Source organism: Streptomyces sp. NPDC047117, from assembly GCF_040643545.1.
Taxonomy (GTDB): Bacteria; Actinomycetota; Actinomycetes; order Streptomycetales; family Streptomycetaceae; genus Streptomyces.
The window spans coordinates 34428-49819 of sequence record NZ_JBEYUN010000013.1 but is presented as its reverse complement, the minus strand read 5'-3'; the positions used below and the strand labels follow the sequence as shown (position 1 = coordinate 49819).

Genomic DNA, 15392 nt, shown 5'->3' with positions numbered 1-15392 from the left:
GGAAGGGCCTGGTGGGCCGCTTGAGCTCATGAAGAGGGGGACACCGGTCGCGGTGTCCCCCTCGTTCGGCCGGCTGCTTAGTCGCGGGCTGCCGTCAGGTGCTCGGCGTGCTCCTGGAGGGAGCGCACGCCGACCTCGCCGCGGGACACCGCCTCGATGCCCTGCACGGCGGCCGCGAGGGCCTGGACCGTGGTCAGGCAGGGCACGGAGCGGGCCACCGCCGCCGTACGGATGTCGTAGCCGTCCAGGCGGCCACCGGTGCCGTACGGGGTGTTGACGATCAGGTCGACCTGGCCGTCGTGGATGAGCTGGACGATGGTCTTCTCGCCGTTCGGGCCCTCGCCCTCGGACTGCTTGCGCACGACGGTGGCGTTGATGCCGTTACGGCGCAGCACCTCGGCGGTGCCGGAGGTGGCGAGCAGCTCGAAGCCGTGCTGGACCAGCTCACGGGCCGGGAAGATCATCGCGCGCTTGTCGCGGTTGGCGACGGAGACGAACGCACGGCCCTTCGTGGGCAGCGCGCCGTACGCGCCGGCCTGCGACTTGGCGTACGCCGTGCCGAAGACCGAGTCGATGCCCATGACCTCGCCGGTGGAGCGCATCTCCGGGCCGAGGACGGTGTCCACGCCGCGGCCCTGCATGTCGCGGAAGCGCGACCAGGGCATCACGGCCTCCTTGACGGAGATCGGCGCGTCCATGGGGAGCGTGCCGCCGTCGCCGGTCTTCGGGAGCATGCCCTCGGCGCGCAGCTCGGCGACGGTCGCGCCGAGCGAGATGCGCGCGGCGGCCTTGGCGAGCGGTACCGCGGTGGCCTTCGAGGTGAAGGGCACCGTACGGGAGGCGCGCGGGTTGGCCTCCAGGACGTAGAGGATGTCGCCGGCCATGGCGAACTGGATGTTGATCAGTCCGCGGACGCCGACGCCCTTGGCGATGGCCTCGGTGGAGGCGCGCAGCCGCTTGATGTCGAAGCCGCCGAGGGTGATCGGGGGCAGCGCGCAGGCGGAGTCGCCGGAGTGGATGCCGGCCTCCTCGATGTGCTCCATGACGCCGCCGAGGTAGAGCTCCTGGCCGTCGTAGAGCGCGTCGACGTCGATCTCGATGGCGTCGTCGAGGAAGCGGTCGATCAGCACGGGGTGCTGATCGATGAGGCCCGCGTGCCGCTCCAGGTACTCGCCGAGCGACGGCTCGTCGTAGACGATCTCCATGCCGCGGCCGCCGAGGACGTAGGACGGGCGCACCATGACCGGGTAGCCGATCTCGGCGGCGATCTTCTTGGCGTCGTCGTACGAGAAGGCGGTGCCGTACTTCGGCGCGGGCAGCCCGGCCTCGGTGAGCACGCGGCCGAAGGCGCCGCGCTCCTCGGCGAGGTCGATGGCCTCGGGCGAGGTGCCGACGATCGGCACGCCGTTGTCCTTCAGCGCCTGCGCGAGGCCCAGCGGGGTCTGGCCGCCGAGCTGCACGATGACGCCCGCGACCGGCCCGGCCGCCTGCTCGGCGTGCACGATCTCCAGCACGTCTTCGAGCGTCAGCGGCTCGAAGTACAGCCGGTCGGAGGTGTCGTAGTCCGTGGAGACGGTCTCCGGGTTGCAGTTGACCATCACGGTCTCGTAGCCCGCTTCGCTGAGCGCGAAGGAGGCGTGGACGCAGGAGTAGTCGAACTCGATGCCCTGGCCGATGCGGTTCGGGCCGGAGCCCAGGATGATCACCGCGGGCTTCTCGCGGGACGCGACCTCGGTCTCCTCGTCGTAGGAGGAGTAGAAGTACGGCGTCTTCGCGGCGAACTCGGCGGCGCAGGTGTCGACCGTCTTGTAGACCGGGCGGACGCCGAGCGCGTGCCGGACCTCGCGGACGACGTCCTCGCGCAGCTCCCGGATCCCGGCGATCTGGGCGTCGGAGAAGCCGTGCCGCTTCGCCTCGGCGAGGATCTCGGGGCCGAGCTTGTCGGCGGCCGCGATCTCGTCGGCGATCTCCTTGACCAGGAAGAGCTGGTCGACGAACCACGGGTCGATCTTCGTGGCGTCGAAGACCTCCTGCGGGGTGGCCCCGGCGCGGATCGCCTGCATGACGGTGTTGATCCGGCCGTCGGTCGGCGTCTGCGCCGTGGCCAGCAGCTCGGCCTTGTCGCCGGGCTCGCCGGTGAAGGCGAAGGAGCTGCCCTTCTTCTCCGTCGAGCGCAGCGCCTTCTGGAGCGCCTCGGTGAAGTTACGGCCGATGGCCATGGCCTCGCCCACCGACTTCATGGTGGTGGTGAGGGTGGCGTCGGCGGCCGGGAACTTCTCGAAGGCGAAGCGGGGCACCTTGACCACGACGTAGTCGAGCGTGGGCTCGAAGGACGCCGGGGTCTTCTCGGTGATGTCGTTCGGGATCTCGTCCAGCGTGTAGCCGACGGCGAGCCGGGCGGCGATCTTGGCGATCGGGAAGCCGGTGGCCTTCGAGGCGAGCGCGGAGGAGCGGGAGACACGCGGGTTCATCTCGATGACGATGACCCGGCCGTCCTCGGGGTTGACCGCGAACTGGATGTTGCAGCCGCCGGTGTCGACGCCGACCTCGCGGATGATCGCGATGCCCACGTCCCGGAGGATCTGGTACTCGCGGTCGGTCAGCGTCATCGCCGGGGCGACGGTGATCGAGTCGCCGGTGTGCACGCCCATCGGGTCGAAGTTCTCGATGGAGCAGACGACCACGACGTTGTCGTTCTTGTCGCGCATCAGCTCCAGCTCGTACTCCTTCCAGCCGAGGATGGACTCCTCCAGGAGCACCTCGGTGGTCGGGGAGAGTGTGAGGCCCTGGCCGGCGATGCGGCGCAGCTCCTCCTCGTCGTGCGCGAAGCCGGAACCGGCACCGCCCATGGTGAAGGAGGGGCGGACGACGACGGGGTAGCCGCCCAGCTCCTCGACGCCCTTCATGACGTCGTCCATGGAGTGGCAGATGTAGGAGCGCGCGGACTCGCCGTGGCCGATCTTCTTGCGGACCTCCTCCACGACCTCCTTGAAGAGATCGCGGTCCTCGCCCTTGTTGATCGCCTCGACGTTGGCGCCGATCAGCTCGACGCCGTACTTCTCCAGGACGCCCTGGTCGTGCATGGAGATCGCGGTGTTCAGCGCGGTCTGGCCGCCCAGCGTGGGCAGCAGCGCGTCGGGGCGCTCCTTGGCGATGATCTTCTCGACGAACTCGGGGGTGATCGGCTCGACGTAGGTGGCGTCGGCGATCTCCGGGTCGGTCATGATCGTCGCCGGGTTGGAGTTCACCAGGATGACGCGCAGGCCCTCGGCCTTGAGCACGCGGCAGGCCTGGGTGCCGGAGTAGTCGAACTCGGCGGCCTGGCCGATGACGATCGGGCCGGAGCCGATGACCAGGACGGACTGGATATCGGTGCGCTTAGGCACGCTGGCCCTCCATCAGGGATACGAAGCGGTCGAACAGGTACGCGGCGTCGTGGGGACCGGCCGCCGCTTCGGGGTGGTACTGGACGCTGAAGGCCGGCTGGTCGAGCAGCTGGAGGCCCTCCACCACGTTGTCGTTCAGACAGACGTGGGAGACCTCGGCACGGCCGTAGGGGGTGTCGGAGACCTTGTCGAGCGGCGCGTCCACGGCGAAGCCGTGGTTGTGCGCGGTGACCTCCACCTTGCCGGTGGAACGGTCCTGCACGGGCTGGTTGATGCCGCGGTGGCCGTACTTCAGCTTGAAGGTGCCGAAGCCGAGCGCGCGGCCCAGGATCTGGTTGCCGAAGCAGATGCCGAACAGCGGGGTCTTCCGCTCCAGCACGGCCTGCATCAGGGCGACCGGGTGCTCGGCGGTGGCCGGGTCACCGGGGCCGTTCGAGAAGAACACGCCGTCCGGGTTCACCGCGTAGACGTCCTCGGCGGTGGCGGTCGCGGGCAGGACGTGCACCTCGATGCCGCGCTCGGCCATCCGGTGCGGGGTCATGCCCTTGATGCCCAGGTCGATGGCGGCGACGGTGAACTTCTTCGTGCCGATCGCCGGGACGACGTACGTCTCCTGGGTGGCGACCTCGGCGGAGAGGTTCGCGCCCTTCATCTCGGGGGCCTGCCGGACCTTCTCCAGCAGCGTGCCCTCGTCGGGCAGCGCGTCGCCGGAGAAGATGCCGACGCGCATCGCGCCGCGCTCGCGCAGGTGGCGGGTGAGCGCGCGGGTGTCGACGCCGCTGATGCCGACGATGCCCTGGGCGGTCAGCTCGTCGTCCAGGGTGCGGACGGAGCGCCAGTTCGAGGGGGTACGGGCGGGGTCACGGACGACGTAACCGGAGACCCAGATCTGCTTCGACTCGGGGTCCTCGTCGTTGACGCCCGTGTTACCGATGTGCGGGGCGGTCATGACGACCACCTGGCGGTGGTAAGAGGGGTCGGTCAGGGTCTCCTGGTAGCCGGTCATGCCGGTGGAGAACACCGCCTCGCCGAAGGTCTCCCCCACGGCCCCGTAGGCGCGGCCGCGGAAGCTGCGGCCGTCCTCCAGGACGAGTACGGCGGGAACCTTCGCGGCTCCCCGGGTGGAGGTCGTCATCGTGCGCCTTCCGTTTCGGTGGTCGTGCTGACCAGCGCGTCGTTGCGCTGGATGGTCTCGTCGAGGGCGGTCACCCACGCGGAGTGCTCGGCGGCCCGGTCGGAGCGGAAACCGGAGTCGATCTCCTTCTCGCCCAGCCGCCAGGTGAGCACCAGCAGGCCGCCCTCGGGCAGGACCTTGCCGGCGATGCCCTTGTCCAGGCGGGCGCCGAGCAGGTCGGCGGCGGGGATGAAGAAGTCCTGCGCCCCGGGCCGGACGACGTCCACGCCCTGCTCCGTGAGGGTGACCTCGGCGCGGCTGCGGGTGCCGAGCCCGCGGGCCACGATCCGGTCGAGCCACTGCCCGGCGGTGGTGGAGCCGTGGTACCGGCCGCTCATCGTGAGCCGCGGCTCGCCGGGCTCCTCCGGAGTGACAGGCAGCTCGGGCAGGTCGCCCTGGAGCGTGCCGCGCCACTTCCAGCCCTCACGCATCAGCCAGTACAGCAGCGCGATGAAGAGCAGCAGGCCGACGACCCAGCCGATCCGCGCGGGCCAGTTGGTGACCTCGGCCGACTTCTGCGCGGCGGCCAGAGGAATCAAGATCGAATGAGGTGTCACGCCAGCTTCCCGTCCACGACCGTTGCCCGGCCCCGCAGGAACGTGTGGGTGACACGGCCCGGCAGCTCGCGGCCCTCGTACGGGGTGTTGCGGCTGCGGGAGGCGAACCCTGCGGGGTCCACAGCTCCACGGTAAGCGGAATCGACCAGGGTGAGGTTGGCGGGCTCGCCTGCCGAGACAGGACGGCCGTGGCCCTCCAGACGACCGATGACCGCGGGGCGGACGGACATCCGGTCGGCGACCTGCGCCCAGGTCAGCAGTCCGGTGTCGACCATCGTGTGCTGGACCACGGACAGCGCGGTCTCCAGGCCGACCATGCCCATGGCCGCCGCGCCCCACTCGCAGTCCTTGTCCTCGTGCGGGTGCGGGGCGTGGTCGGTGGCGACGATGTCGATCGTGCCGTCGGCCAGCGCCTCGCGCAGCGCCATGACGTCGCGCTCGGTGCGCAGCGGCGGGTTGACCTTGTAGACCGGGTTGTACGTGCGCACCAGCTCGTCGGTGAGGAGCAGGTGGTGCGGGGTGACCTCGGCGGTCACGTCGATGCCGCGGGACTTGGCCCAGCGGATGATCTCGACGGAGCCGGCGGTGGAGAGGTGGCAGATGTGCACGCGGGAGCCGACGTGGTCGGCGAGGAGGACGTCGCGGGCGATGATCGACTCCTCGGCGACGGCCGGCCAGCCGCCCAGCCCCAGCTCGGCGGAGACGATGCCCTCGTTCATCTGGGCGCCCTCGGTGAGGCGGGGCTCCTGGGCGTGCTGGGCCACCACGCCGTCGAAGGCCTTCACGTACTCCAGGGCGCGCCGCATGATCACCGCGTCGTCGACGCACTTGCCGTCGTCGGAGAAGACCCGGACGTTGGCGGCGGAGTCGTGCATGGCGCCCAGCTCGGCGAGCTTCTTGCCCTCCAGGCCGACCGTGACGGCGCCGACCGGCTGCACGTCGCAGTAGCCGGACTCCTTGCCCAGTCGCCAGACCTGCTCGACGACGCCGGCGGTGTCGGCGACCGGGAAGGTGTTGGCCATGGCGTACACGGAGGTGTACCCGCCGACCGCGGCGGCCTTCGTGCCGGTCAGGACCGTCTCGGAGTCCTCGCGGCCCGGCTCGCGCAGGTGGGTGTGGAGGTCGACCAGGCCCGGCAGCAGGATCTTGCCGTCCGCCTCGACGATCTCGGCGCCCTCGGCGCTCAGCCCGGCGCCCACCTCGGCGATGGTCTCGCCGTCGATCAGGACGTCCTGCGCGTCGCCACCGAGGACCTTCGCGCCGCGGATAAGGATCTTGCCCATGGTTACTTGCTCTCCTCGGTGCGAGTGCTGGTGGTGAGGGCCGGCTCGTTGCCGCCCAGCAGGAGGTACATGACCGCCATCCGGATGCTGACGCCGTTGGTGACCTGCTCCACGGCGGTGCAGCGCGGCGAGTCGGCGACCTCGGCGGTGATCTCCATGCCGCGGTTCATCGGGCCGGGGTGCATCACGACGGCGTGCTCGGGCATCCGGGCCATCCGGTCGCCGTCCAGGCCGTACCGACGGGCGTACTCCCGCTCGGTCGGGAAGAACGCGGCGTTCATCCGCTCGCGCTGGACGCGCAGCATCATGACCGCGTCGGACTTGGCGACCACCGCGTCCAGGTCGTACGAGACCTCGCAGGGCCAGGTCTCCACGCCCACCGGGACGAGGGTGGGCGGCGCGACGAGCGTGACCTCGGCGCCCAGCGTCGTCAGCAGGTGGACGTTGGAGCGGGCGACGCGGCTGTGCAGGATGTCGCCGACGATCGTGATGCGGCGGCCGGCCAGGTCGCCCTCGCCGCCCGCCAGCCGGCGGCGCATGGTGAAGGCGTCCAGGAGGGCCTGCGTGGGGTGCTCGTGGGTGCCGTCGCCGGCGTTGATCACCGAGCCGCCGATCCAGCCGGAGGTGGCCAGGCGGTGCGGCGCGCCGGAGTCGTGGTGCCGTATGACGACGGCGTCGGCGCCCATCGCCTCCAGGGTCAGCGCGGTGTCCTTCAGCGACTCGCCCTTGGAGACGGACGAGCCCTTGGCGGAGAAGTTGATGACGTCCGCGGAGAGGCGCTTGGCGGCGGCCTCGAAGGAGATCCGGGTACGGGTGGAGTCCTCGAAGAAGAGGTTGACGACGGTGCGCCCGCGCAGGGTGGGCAGCTTTTTGATCGGCCGGTCGGCGACCCGGGCCATCTCCTCGGCGGTGTCGAGGATCAGGACGGCGTCGTCGCGCGAGAGGTCGGCGGCCGAGATGAGGTGACGCTTCATCCGGTTTCTCCGTGAGTGAGGCAGGTAAGCGGAAATGTCCGTCGAGCGGGCATGGCTGTGCGCGCCCGGGCGCACCCGGGGCGTACGGGAGGCCTAGCGCTCGGCGGCCTGTGCGGTCGGAGCCTGCTTGTCCTGCTTGACGCCGAGCAGTACGGCGTCCCGGCCGTCCTCCTCGGCGAGCTGGACCTTGACCGTCTCGCGCAGCGACGTGGGGAGGTTCTTGCCGACGTAGTCGGCGCGGATCGGCAGCTCGCGGTGGCCGCGGTCGACCAGGACGGCGAGCTGCACGGCGCGCGGCCGCCCGATGTCGTTCAGGGCGTCCAGGGCCGCGCGGATCGTGCGGCCCGAGAAGAGCACGTCGTCGACGAGGAGGACCACCCGGCCCTCGATGCCGTCACCGGGGATGTCGGTGCGCGCGAGCGTGCGGGCAGGGCCCAGGCGCAGGTCGTCGCGGTACATCGTGATGTCGAGCGAGCCGACGGGGACCGCGCGGCCGGTGATCTCTTCGAGCTTGGCGGCGAGCCGGCGGGCGAGGAAGACGCCGCGGGTGGGAATGCCGAGCAGGACCACATCCTCGGCGCCCTTGGCGCGCTCCACGATCTCGTGGGCGATGCGGGTCAGCATGCGCGCGATGTCCGGGCCTTCCAGAACGGGGCGCGCCGGAGTCGCAGGTGTTGCGTCCATACGAAACGGACCTCCTTCTCCGCCTCACGGGACGGACCTTAAAGGACGTCGGATTTACCGCATTCACGGTACCAGGGACCCGAACATCGGCCGTAAGCACCCCCGACGGTCAGCGGTATGCCTCATTCGGCTTGACGAAGCCAAATTACGCTGCGTAACCTCACAGTGAGTTACCAGCCGCGCGGCCGAGCCGCATATCGAGACAGCTGTCTGGGGAGCTTTATGTCCAGCGAATACGCTAAACAGCTCGGGGCCAAGCTCCGCGCCATCCGCACCCAGCAGGGCCTCTCCCTTCACGGTGTCGAGGAGAAGTCCCAGGGCCGCTGGAAGGCCGTGGTGGTGGGTTCGTACGAGCGCGGCGACCGTGCCGTGACCGTGCAGCGCCTGGCCGAGCTGGCGGACTTCTACGGCGTGCCGGTCCAGGAGCTGCTTCCGGGCACGACCCCGGGCGGTGCCGCCGAGCCGCCGCCGAAGCTGGTGCTGGACCTGGAGCGCCTCGCCCACGTCCCGCAGGAGAAGGCCGGACCGCTGCAGCGCTACGCCGCGACGATCCAGAGCCAGCGCGGCGACTACAACGGCAAGGTGCTCTCGATCCGCCAGGACGACCTGCGCACGCTGGCGGTCATCTACGACCAGTCCCCCTCGGTCCTCACCGAGCAGCTGATCAGCTGGGGCGTCCTGGACGCCGACGCGCGCCGCGCGGTCCAGCACGAGGACATCTGAGCCTCGGCCACTGAGCAGAAACGACACGCCTCGGGGCGGGAGCCGCATGCTCCCGCCCCGAGGCGTCTTCGTGCGCGGCCGCCGCTCACCCCGCCGTCCGGTACAGCCGCCCGATGACCTCGGGCAGCAGCCGCTCGGTGAGCCGGGGCGGCATCGCCTGCAGCACCGCGAGCACCGGCGCCATCCTCTCGGGCAACGCCCCTGACCTGCCGATTCCGGCCAATTCCAGGGCCACGTCGACCTCCTCGGGGGTCAGCGCCTCCGGGTCGAGCGCGGCCGCGGCGGCCCGCAGCTCCGGGCTCACCACCGCCGGGCCGCGCTGCCGCGCCCGCGCCACCGCCGCCGCGAGCGCGTCCAGCAGCTCCGCGACGCTCTCCTCCCCCGCCACCGCCGCCGTGACCGTCAGATGGAGGGTCGCGGGCGAGGACCCGTACGCCGGCTGCGGCTGCAGGTACCAGCCCGCCTCCCGGATCTCGTCGGCCACCACGAAGACGTCCAGAGCGGGCTCGTCCGCCGCCACCGCGACCAGCGAGGCGTCCGGCGGCCCGAGCACCCGCAGGCCGTCCAGGGCGCCGATGCCGCGCACCAGGTCGCCGGTCGCCCGGTGCACCCGCCGCGACAGCTCCGTGTAGCCGTCGGTGCCGATGTGCCGCACCACGGCCCAGGCGGCGGCCAGCAGCCCCGCGGACTTGGTGCCCTGGAGCGTGGCGTTGACGACGGGATAGCCCGGCCAGGAGGCGTGCGCGAACCAGCCGTGCCGGCGCAGCTCGGCGTCGCGCAGCAGCAGGACCGACGCGCCCTTGGGCGTGTAGGCGTACTTGTGCAGGTCCACCGAGAGCGAGCTGACGCCCGGTACGGACAGGTCGAAGGACGGCAGCTCCGGCGCGTCGCCGGCCCGCCGCAGGTGGCTCAGGTACCAGCCGCCGATGCAGGCGTCGACGTGGCAGAGGACGCCGCGTGCGGCGGCGACGGCCGCGACCTCGGCCACCGGGTCGATCACCCCGTGTGCGTACGAGGGCGCGGAGACCACCACCAGCGCCGTGCGGTCGGTGAGGGCCGCGGCGACGTCCGCGGCGCGCACCCGGTGGGTGGCGGGGTCGACGGGGACGGTTACTGCGCGCAGTCCGAAGAGGGCCGCCGCCTTGTGGAAGGCGGCGTGCGCCGTCTCGGGGAGGAGCACTTCGGGCGCGTGGACCCCGCGCGTCCGGCGCGCGTGCTCACGCGCCGTGAGCACGGCCAGGAGGCAGCTCTCCGTACCGCCGCTGGTGAAGGTGCCGACGGTGGCGGCGGTCCCGCCCAGCAGCCGGGAGGCGGCGCCCACGAGGTCGTTCTCCAGCGCCACGACGCTCGGGAAGGCCGTCATGTCCAGGCCGTTGACCCCGGCGAAACGGGCGTACGCGGCGGCCGCCAGCTCCTCGGTGCCGGGCAGCCCGGAGTCGTAGACGTACGCCATGGTCCGGCCGCCGTGCACCGGCAGGTCGGCGGCGCGCAGCGCGTCCAGGCGGGCGAGGAGGGTGGCGGGGGCGTCCCCGGCGGCGCGGTGTGCGAGGGATTCGGACATCCGGCCGAACGTAGAGCAGGCCCCGCAACGGCACCAGGCCCGGGCGGAAGAAACCTCTTCCGTCGCCGGGCCCGGTGGACGTGTGCGGAGCCTGGGGTGCCGGGCGTCAGCCCCGGCGCAGGCTCGGCTTCATGTCCTTCAGACGGCCGAGCATGCCGTTCACGAAGGACGGCGAGTCGTCGGTGGAGAACTCCTTGGCCAGCTGCACGGCCTCGTCGATCACGACCGCGTCCGGAGTCTCGTCCACCCAGATCAGCTCGTAGGCGCCGAGCCGCAGGATGTTGCGGTCGACGACCGGCATCCGGTCGAGCGTCCAGCCGACCGCGTACTGCGCGATCAGCTCGTCGATCCGCTCGACGTGGTCCGCGTACCCCTCGACAAGCTCAAGGGTGTACTCGTTGACCGGGGGCTGCCGGGGGTCGGTCCGGGCGTGCCGCATCCAGTCCGCGAGCACGGTCTGCACGTCGGCGCCGCGCTGGTCGGCCTCGAAGAGGATCTGGAAGGCGCGCTTGCGGGCCTTGTTACGGGCAGCCACGGTTAGCTGTTCACCCGACCGAGGTACTCGCCGGAGCGGGTGTCGACCTTGATCTTCTCACCGGTGGTGATGAAGAGCGGGACCTGGATGACGTGGTCGGTCTCCAGCGTGGCGGGCTTGGTGCCGCCGGTGGAGCGGTCGCCCTGGACGCCCGGCTCGGTCTCCTTGATGGACAGCTCGACCGCGGCGGGCAGCTCGACGTAGAGCACCTCGCCGTCGTGCTGCGCGACGACGGCCTCGAAGCCCTCGATGAGGTAGTTCGCGGCGTCACCGACAGCCTTGCGGTCGACCATCAGCTGGTCGTAGGTGTCCATGTCCATGAAGACGAAGTACTCGCCGTCCATGTACGAGAACTGCATCCCGCGCTTGTCGACGTTGGCCGTCTCGACCTTCACGCCGGCGTTGAAGGTCTTGTCCACCACCTTGCCGGAGAGCACGTTCTTCAGCTTGGTACGGACGAAGGCCGGGCCCTTGCCGGGCTTGACGTGCTGGAACTCGACAACGGACCACAGCTGGCCCCCTTCGAGCTTGAGCACCATGCCGTTCTTGAGGTCGTTCGTGGATGCCACGGTTGCGGTATCTCCTGGACTGCAGGTGGTGGGGACCCGGAAGACGCAACGCACGCTCCGGGCCCGTCAAGGCTCAGAGGGCGAGCAGCTCCTTGGTCGTGATCGTGAGTAGCTCTGGCCCGCCGTCCGCCTCGGGGCGGACGACGAGTGTGTCGTCGATCCGGACACCGCCGCGGCCCGGGAGGTGAACCCCGGGATCGACAGTGACCGGCACGCAAGCGTCCAGTTTACCCATGGCCGCAGGTGACAGCTGAGGGTCCTCGGCGATTTCGAGCCCCACGCCGTGTCCGGTCCATGGTCCGAGCCCCTCTTCGTGCCCCCCTGAGGCCAGCACCTGCCGCGCCGCGCGGTCCACTTCGCGGCACTCCACACCGGGCGCGAGCGCCTCCCTGCCTGCCCTCTGGGCTGCGAAGACGAGGTCGTACAGCTCGATCTGCCAGTCCGCCGGCGTGGTGCCGATGACGAACGTACGGCCGATCTCGCAGCGGTAGCCGCGGTAGTCGGCGCCCAGACTCACCGTGAGAAAGTCACCTTCCTCGACCCGTCGGTCGGTGGGCAGATGACCCGGGCGGCCGGAGTTCGGCCCGGTGGCCACGGAGGTGGCGAAGGCCGGGCCGTCCGCCCCGTGATCGACGAGCCGGCGCTCCAGCTCCAGCGCGAGATGGCGTTCGGTGCGGCCCACGAGGATCGACTCCAGCAGCTCGCCGAGCGCCTGGTCGGTGATCTCGGCGGCGATGCGCAGGCAGGCGATCTCGTCCTGGTCCTTCACCAGCCGCTGCGCCTCCACGGCACAGCCCAGGTCCGCCAGGCGCAGGCCGGGCGCCACGGAGCGCAGTGCGCGATGCCGGGCCACGGTGAGGTGGTGCTCCTCCACGGCGAGCGTCTCCGCCCCGGCCTTCGCGGCGAGGTCGGCGGCGGCGACGGTCGGGTCGCCGGTGTGCGCGGGCAGCAGGCTGACCCGGAGGTTCTCGGCCGGCCGCCCCTCCGACGGCTCGCCGGTGGGTGCGGTGGGGCAGAGCAGCGTGTCGTCGCCCTCGTGCAGCAGCAGCGCGGCTCCGCGGGGCGCGCAGCCGGTGAGGTAGCGGATGTTGGCGGGGCTCGAAACGAGCGCCGCAGCGGTGTCGGTCGCGCCCGCGCCGGTGCCGGCCGCGGCATAGCGGTCACGCAACCGGGCGCGTCGGGTTGCGTACATGTCTGGCATGTACCGAGCGTACGAGTACGCCACGAGTCGCGCGCTTTGAGCGCGTCTGTGGGGGTTTCCGGCCCGGTGGGAACCGGGCCGGCCCCTTCACCAGGCCGGCGGGCTGGCCAGGCTGCGGGCCACGACCTCGTCGAGCATCCGGGCGGTGGTGGCGACGTCGTGCTGCGAGTTGTCGATGATCGGCAGGCCGGAGCCGTACCAGCCGGCCATCCGGCCGTGGATACGGGCGACCTCTTCGTCGGTCAGCCGGCGGTTGCCGCTGCGCTGGGCGTTGCGTTCGAGCACGATCTCCAGGCCCGGCAGGAGGACCACGGGCAGCAGCCCCGGGCCCACATGGCGCTTCCAGCCGCCCAGTCCGACCACCGGGCGGTCGGGGAAGACGGCGTCGTCGAGGATGCAGGAGATGCCGTTGGCGAGGAAGTTGCGCGCGGCGAAGCCGCAGGTCCGGCGGGCGAGACGGTACTGCGCCTCGGAGTGGTCGTTCCAGCCCTGCTGCGGGTCGGCGAACCCCGCGCGGACCCATTCGCGTACGTCGTCCAGGCTGATGTGCGCGGTGGGGACGCGGCGGATGTCGGCCCAGTGCCGGGCGACGCTGGTCTTGCCGGCGCCCGCGGGACCGATGAGCAGCACCGCGACGGCGGTGTGCGCGACGTCGGGCGCGGCCGTGCCGGGCGGCGGCGTGGGCAGCGCGACGGGATTGCCGGTGGGCAGCTGGATGTGGCCCGTGGCGGTCTCGGGCCGCGCCGCCTGCCGGTTGCCGCCCCAGCCGGCCGGCGCCCCCTGCTGCGGGGGCGGCGGACCCGTGGGAGCACCCTGCGGCGGCGGGGGCGGACCGGCCGGCGCGCCCTGCGGCGGCGGGGGCGGGCCCGTGGGGGCGCCCTGCGGCGGGGGCGGCGCGGCCGGTGCCGGGGGCCGGTGCGGCCCGGAGGGTATGGAACGGGCCTGGTGCTCGGCCCAGGCGCCGGCACTGCCCGGCAGATGCGGCGGTGGCAGCGGAGCCCCCCCTGGGTGCTGCATCCGGTGGCTCTCCGTCTCGTGGGGTGAGGTGGTGGGTCGTCAGGCCCGGGTTCTACGGAACGGTACTGCCCCCGGCCGTAGTTGTGGCAACGGCCGGGGGCGGTGGGAAGTGCCCGGCGGGTCTCAGGCGGCGATCTCGGCGTGCGCCGCGAGGAGCATCGCCGGGTCCGGGCCCTCCAGCACGGTCGGCTTCGCCAGCCCGTCCAGGACGATGAAGCGCAGCAGGTCGCCCCGGGACTTCTTGTCGACCTTCATCGTCTCCAGCAGCTTGGGCCACTGGTCACCGCGGTAGGTCAGCGGCAGGCCGACGGCGCCGAGGACGGTGCGGTGCCGGTCGGCGGTCGCGTCGTCCAGGCGCCCGGCGATCCGGCCCAGCTCGGCGGCGAAGACCATGCCCACCGAAACGGCCGCGCCGTGCCGCCAGTTGTACCGCTCGTTCTTCTCGATGGCGTGCGCGAGCGTGTGGCCGTAGTTGAGGATCTCCCGCAGGCCCGACTCCTTGAGGTCGGAGGAGACCACCTCGGCCTTGACGCGGATGGCACGTTCGAGCAGCTCGGCGGTGTGCGGCCCGTCGGGGCGCTTCGCGGCCTCCGGGTCGCTCTCGATCAGGTCCAGGATGGCCGGGTCGGAGATGAAGCCCGCCTTGATGACCTCGGCCAGGCCCGAGACGTAGTCGTGCACCGGCAGCGAGTCCAGCGCCGCGAGATCGCACAGCACGCCGGCCGGCGGGTGGAAGGCGCCGACGAGGTTCTTGCCCTCGGCGGTGTTGATGCCCGTCTTGCCGCCCACGGCCGCGTCCACCATGCCCAGCACGGTGGTCGGCACGGCGATCCAGCGCACCCCGCGCAGCCAGGTGGCCGCGACGAAGCCCGCGACATCGGTGGTGGCGCCGCCGCCGACGCCCACCACGACGTCGGTGCGGGTGAAGCCGGTCTGCCCGAGCGCCTTCCAGCAGTACGCCGCGACCTCGGCGGTCTTGGCCTCCTCGGCGTTCGGCAGCTGGATCGCGATGGCCTCGTAGCCCTGGCCCGCGAGGTCCTCGCGCAGCGCTTCACCGGTGGCGGCCAGCGCCTCGGGGTGCAGGACCGCGACCCGCTTGGCCTGATTGCCGATCAGCGAGGGCAGCTCGCCCAGCAGCTGCCGGCCGACGAGCACGTCGTAGGGGTCCGAACCGGCGGAGCCGCCGACGTGGATACGAGTGGGTGCGTCGGTCATGCTTTCCTCAGCTCCAATGCGTCAAGGACGGCCTCGGCGACGTCCTCGGGGGTGCGCCCCTCCGTGGACACCACCGCGCGGGACACCTCCATGTACAGCGGGCGGCGCTCGGCCATCAGCTCGCGCCAGCGCTGCCGGGGGTTGACCGCCAGCAGCGGGCGCGGCGCGTCCAGGCCCACCCGCTTCACGGCCTCGGCGACGCCCATCTCCAGGAAGACGACGGGCAGTCCCGAGAGCAGCTCGCGGGTGGACGCGTCCAGGATCGCGCCGCCGCCGAGCGCCAGTACCCCGGCGTGGTCGCGCACCGCGGCGCTCACGGCCTGCCGCTCCAGCTCCCGGAAGTGCGGCTCGCCCTCGTCGATGAAGATCTCCGAGATCTCCTTGCCGGCCCCGGCGACGATGTCCGCGTCGGTGTCCCGGAAGGTGGTGCCCAGCCGCTCGGCGAGCGCCAGCCCGGTGGTGGTCTTGCCCACCCCCATGGGGCCGACGAGCACGACGGCCGGGCCGGTCACC

14 protein-coding genes are annotated in these 15392 nt (G+C 71.7%); 1 reads left to right on the top strand and 13 read right to left on the bottom strand.

The features are described from left to right. Positions 1-77 precede the first annotated feature (77 nt). The 6 genes from carB to pyrR all read right to left on the bottom strand — a co-directional run bounded on the left by carB (position 78) and on the right by pyrR (position 8058). A complete protein-coding gene (carB, locus tag ABZ840_RS24320; RefSeq protein ID WP_361562227.1) occupies positions 78-3386 on the bottom strand; it encodes a carbamoyl-phosphate synthase large subunit in 3309 nt (1102 codons plus the stop codon). Beyond that, complete coding sequence (carA, locus tag ABZ840_RS24315) at positions 3379-4521, bottom strand: glutamine-hydrolyzing carbamoyl-phosphate synthase small subunit (RefSeq protein WP_361562226.1); 1143 nt, start codon at positions 4519-4521, stop codon at positions 3379-3381. Before carA ends, carB begins: the two co-directional genes overlap by 8 nt. Then, positions 4518-5117 (bottom strand): hypothetical protein, encoded by a 600-nt coding sequence (locus ABZ840_RS24310; protein ID WP_361562225.1) that lies wholly within the window; start codon positions 5115-5117, stop codon positions 4518-4520. Before ABZ840_RS24310 ends, carA begins: the two co-directional genes overlap by 4 nt. Beyond that, complete coding sequence (locus ABZ840_RS24305) at positions 5114-6400, bottom strand: dihydroorotase (RefSeq protein ID WP_361562224.1); 1287 nt, start codon at positions 6398-6400, stop codon at positions 5114-5116. The genes ABZ840_RS24310 and ABZ840_RS24305 overlap by 4 nt, the downstream gene beginning before the upstream one ends. Before the next feature lie 2 nt (positions 6401-6402). Continuing rightward, the gene (locus ABZ840_RS24300; protein ID WP_361562223.1) at positions 6403-7374 is read right to left on the bottom strand and encodes an aspartate carbamoyltransferase catalytic subunit; all 972 of its coding nucleotides are present in this window, start codon (positions 7372-7374) and stop codon (positions 6403-6405) included. Between the two features lie 93 nt (positions 7375-7467). Continuing rightward, positions 7468-8058 carry a bifunctional pyr operon transcriptional regulator/uracil phosphoribosyltransferase PyrR gene (gene pyrR / locus ABZ840_RS24295; RefSeq protein ID WP_361562222.1) on the bottom strand — a complete coding sequence of 197 codons (591 nt, stop codon included), beginning with the start codon at positions 8056-8058 and terminating at the stop codon, positions 7468-7470. A 222-nt stretch (positions 8059-8280) separates the two neighbouring features. On the opposite strand from pyrR, the gene bldD reads away from it, so the two are divergent. Then, positions 8281-8781, top strand: a complete 501-nt coding sequence (gene bldD, locus ABZ840_RS24290) for a transcriptional regulator BldD (protein WP_030610427.1) — start codon at positions 8281-8283, stop codon at positions 8779-8781. Between the two features lie 85 nt (positions 8782-8866). Here the strand turns inward: bldD and ABZ840_RS24285 are convergent, their stop codons facing one another. From ABZ840_RS24285 to ABZ840_RS24255, 7 genes are all read right to left on the bottom strand, one after another. Continuing rightward, the gene (locus tag ABZ840_RS24285) at positions 8867-10342 is read right to left on the bottom strand and encodes an aminotransferase class V-fold PLP-dependent enzyme (RefSeq protein ID WP_361562221.1); all 1476 of its coding nucleotides are present in this window, start codon (positions 10340-10342) and stop codon (positions 8867-8869) included. A gap of 106 nt (positions 10343-10448) precedes the next feature. Then, positions 10449-10877: a transcription antitermination factor NusB gene (gene nusB, locus ABZ840_RS24280; protein ID WP_361562220.1), complete on the bottom strand. Its 429-nt coding sequence runs from the start codon at positions 10875-10877 to the stop codon at positions 10449-10451. 2 nt (positions 10878-10879) lie between these two features. Beyond that, positions 10880-11446, bottom strand: coding sequence for an elongation factor P (gene efp, locus ABZ840_RS24275; RefSeq protein ID WP_361562219.1), 567 nt, complete (start codon positions 11444-11446; stop codon positions 10880-10882). A gap of 73 nt (positions 11447-11519) precedes the next feature. After that, on the bottom strand, positions 11520-12647 hold the full coding sequence (locus ABZ840_RS24270; RefSeq protein WP_361562218.1) for an aminopeptidase P family protein: 1128 nt from the start codon (positions 12645-12647) through the stop codon (positions 11520-11522). Between the two features lie 87 nt (positions 12648-12734). Then, positions 12735-13664 carry an AAA family ATPase gene (locus ABZ840_RS24265; protein WP_361562217.1) on the bottom strand — a complete coding sequence of 310 codons (930 nt, stop codon included), beginning with the start codon at positions 13662-13664 and terminating at the stop codon, positions 12735-12737. Positions 13665-13787: 123 nt separating this feature from the next. After that, entirely contained in the window at positions 13788-14879 is a 1092-nt protein-coding gene (aroB, locus tag ABZ840_RS24260) for a 3-dehydroquinate synthase (protein ID WP_361562216.1), read from the bottom strand. Next, positions 14876-15391, bottom strand: a complete 516-nt coding sequence (locus ABZ840_RS24255; RefSeq protein ID WP_361562517.1) for a shikimate kinase — start codon at positions 15389-15391, stop codon at positions 14876-14878. Before ABZ840_RS24255 ends, aroB begins: the two co-directional genes overlap by 4 nt. Between the last annotated feature and the right edge of the window lies 1 nt (position 15392).

Bases quoted from the DNA above. Each gene is read 5' to 3' on its own strand.
- carA (WP_361562226.1), bottom strand. From the start codon at position 4,521: ATGACGACCTCCACCCGGGGAGCCGCGAAGGTTCCCGCCGTACTCGTC.
- ABZ840_RS24305 (WP_361562224.1), bottom strand. From the start codon at position 6,400: ATGGGCAAGATCCTTATCCGCGGCGCGAAGGTCCTCGGTGGCGACGCG.
- ABZ840_RS24300 (WP_361562223.1), bottom strand. From the start codon at position 7,374: ATGAAGCGTCACCTCATCTCGGCCGCCGACCTCTCGCGCGACGACGCC.
- pyrR (WP_361562222.1), bottom strand. From the start codon at position 8,058: ATGGACGCAACACCTGCGACTCCGGCGCGCCCCGTTCTGGAAGGCCCG.
- bldD (WP_030610427.1), top strand. From the start codon at position 8,281: ATGTCCAGCGAATACGCTAAACAGCTCGGGGCCAAGCTCCGCGCCATC.
- ABZ840_RS24285 (WP_361562221.1), bottom strand. From the start codon at position 10,342: ATGTCCGAATCCCTCGCACACCGCGCCGCCGGGGACGCCCCCGCCACC.
- ABZ840_RS24270 (WP_361562218.1), bottom strand. From the start codon at position 12,647: ATGCCAGACATGTACGCAACCCGACGCGCCCGGTTGCGTGACCGCTAT.
- ABZ840_RS24265 (WP_361562217.1), bottom strand. From the start codon at position 13,664: ATGCAGCACCCAGGGGGGGCTCCGCTGCCACCGCCGCATCTGCCGGGC.
- aroB (WP_361562216.1), bottom strand. From the start codon at position 14,879: ATGACCGACGCACCCACTCGTATCCACGTCGGCGGCTCCGCCGGTTCG.